A 2,206-nucleotide genomic window follows, 5' to 3' on the forward strand; every position below is an offset into this window, starting at 1 on the left:
CGCCAGGACCGCGGCCGCGACGACCGCCCCGAGCGGGGCGAGCGCCAGGAGCGCGGGGACCGGCAGGACCGCGGCGCCGGCCAGGGCCAGCAGGACCGGCAGGACCGCTCCGGCGGGCAGGACGACGATGACGAGCTCGGCGGCCGCCGCGGTCGTCGCGGCCGCTACCGCGACCGCAAGCGCCGCGGCCGCGGCGAGAGCGCTCCCGGCGGCGGGCCGGCGCCCGACGCCGAGCCGGAGGTGTCCGAGGGCGACGTCCTCGTGCCGGTGGCGGGCGTCCTCGACGTCCTCGACAGCTACGCCTTCGTGCGCACCTCGGGCTACCTGCCCGGGCCGAACGACGTCTACGTGACGCTCGCGCAGGTCAAGAAGCACGGCATGCGCAAGGGCGACGTCATCACCGGCGGCGCCCGGGCGAAGGGCGACGGCGACGGCGACGGGCAGGACGCCCCGAGCGGGAGCGGCCGCAGCGGCCGCCAGCAGCGCCAGCAGCGGGCCCAGAAGTTCAACCCGCTGGTGCGCGTGGACACGGTGAACGGCCTGCAGCCGGACGAGGCGCGCCGCCGCCCCGACTTCACCAAGCTCACGCCGCTGTACCCGCAGGACCGCCTGCGCCTGGAGACCGAGCGCGGTCACTACACCCAGCGCGTCATCGACCTCGTGGCGCCCATCGGCAAGGGCCAGCGCGGCCTGATCGTCGCGCCGCCCAAGGCCGGCAAGACGATCGTCATGCAGCAGATCGCCAACGCGATCACGCGCAACAACCCGGACGTCCACCTCATGGTCGTGCTCGTCGACGAGCGGCCCGAGGAGGTCACCGACATGCAGCGGACGGTGAAGGGCGAGGTCATCGCCTCGACCTTCGACCGTCCCGCCGACGACCACACGACGGTCGCCGAGCTGGCCATCGAGCGGGCCAAGCGCCTCGTCGAGCTGGGGCACGACGTCGTCGTGCTGCTCGACTCGCTGACGCGCCTCTCGCGGGCCTACAACACCTCGGCGCCGGCGTCCGGGCGCATCCTGTCCGGCGGCATCGACGCCTCGGCGCTGTACCCGCCGAAGCGCTTCTTCGGCGCCGCCCGCAACATCGAGCACGGCGGCTCGCTGACGATCCTCGCCTCGGCGCTCGTCGAGACGGGGTCGAAGGCCGACGAGGTGATCTTCGAGGAGTTCAAGGGCACGGGGAACATGGAGCTGCGCCTGGCGCGGCACCTGGCCGACAAGCGCATCTTCCCGGCGGTCGACGTCAACGCCTCCGGCACGCGGCGCGAGGAGATCCTCATGTCGGCCGAGGAGCTCAAGGTCGTCTACAAGCTCCGCCGGGTGCTCGGCGCCCTGGACTCCACCCAGGCCATCGAGCTCGTGCTCGGCAAGCTGCGCGAGACCGGCAGCAACGCCGAGTTCCTCATGCAGGTCCAGCGGACGGCGCCCTCGGGCCCGGGCGGGGACCAGCGCAGCGAGCTCTCCCCGAGCTGACCGCAGCGGGCGGGCGCGGCGAGCGCCCGCCCGCTCCCGCCGCCCGGCCCGCCCGGGCGGCGGGAAGGCCGAGGCGCCCCCCGGCGTTGTGGGGGGTGGTCGAGGTCGTGGCACCATCGACCGCGCCGTCCCGGTTCACGTGCTCGCGCGACCAGCGCCGCACGACCCGGGGCACCGACGAGAGGACGCACCAGATGAAGGCCGGGCAGCACCCCGAGTACGTGACGACCACGGTGTCGTGCACGTGCGGCGAGACGTTCACCACGCGCAGCACCGACAAGAGCGGCGAGATCAAGGCCGACGTCTGCTCCGCGTGCCACCCGTTCTACACGGGCAAGCAGAAGATCCTGGACACCGGCGGCCGCGTGGCCCGGTTCCAGCAGCGCTACGGCAAGAAGGCCGGCGCCTCCAAGTAGGCCCGCCCCGACGGCGCCGGTCCGCCCCCAGCTGGGCGGGCCGGCGCCGTCGTCGCGTCCGGGCCCCTCCCGGGCGTCCCGTCCGCGCCACCCGCCCCGGCCGGCTCCTCATCCGCCACCCGCCGGAGCCAGCCCCCCGCCCGCGACCCCGGAGGTCCCCGTGCGCGACGTCGTCGCCCCGCTCCTAGGTCGACGTCGGCGAGCGCACGAGGTCGGCGCCGCGGACGAGGCCGGCGCAGGCGACGACGACCGACAGGGTCGGCGTCATCCACGTCGGCAGCTGCTGCGGCGCCCAAGGGCGCAGGGCGCCCGAC

At 74.9% G+C, this 2,206-nt stretch carries 2 protein-coding genes; both read left to right on the forward strand.

The window, feature by feature from the left end; genetic code table 11:
- Positions 1 to 1,476: transcription termination factor Rho (gene rho, locus HLB09_RS16060; RefSeq protein ID WP_171204317.1), on the forward strand; the 1,476-nt coding region annotated here is incomplete at its 5' end.
- Between the two features lie 194 nt (positions 1,477 to 1,670).
- The gene (gene rpmE, locus HLB09_RS16065; RefSeq protein WP_171204318.1) at positions 1,671 to 1,892 is read left to right on the forward strand and encodes a 50S ribosomal protein L31; all 222 of its coding nucleotides are present in this window, start codon (positions 1,671 to 1,673) and stop codon (positions 1,890 to 1,892) included.
- The last annotated feature ends 314 nt before the right edge of the window (positions 1,893 to 2,206 follow it).

It is taken from the genome of Pseudokineococcus marinus, assembly GCF_013004605.1.
Taxonomy (GTDB): domain Bacteria; phylum Actinomycetota; class Actinomycetes; order Actinomycetales; family Quadrisphaeraceae; genus Pseudokineococcus; species Pseudokineococcus marinus.

Excerpts from the sequence above, each read along its gene's own strand:
- rpmE (WP_171204318.1), top strand. The coding sequence starts at position 1,671 with ATGAAGGCCGGGCAGCACCCCGAGTACGTGACGACCACGGTGTCGTGC.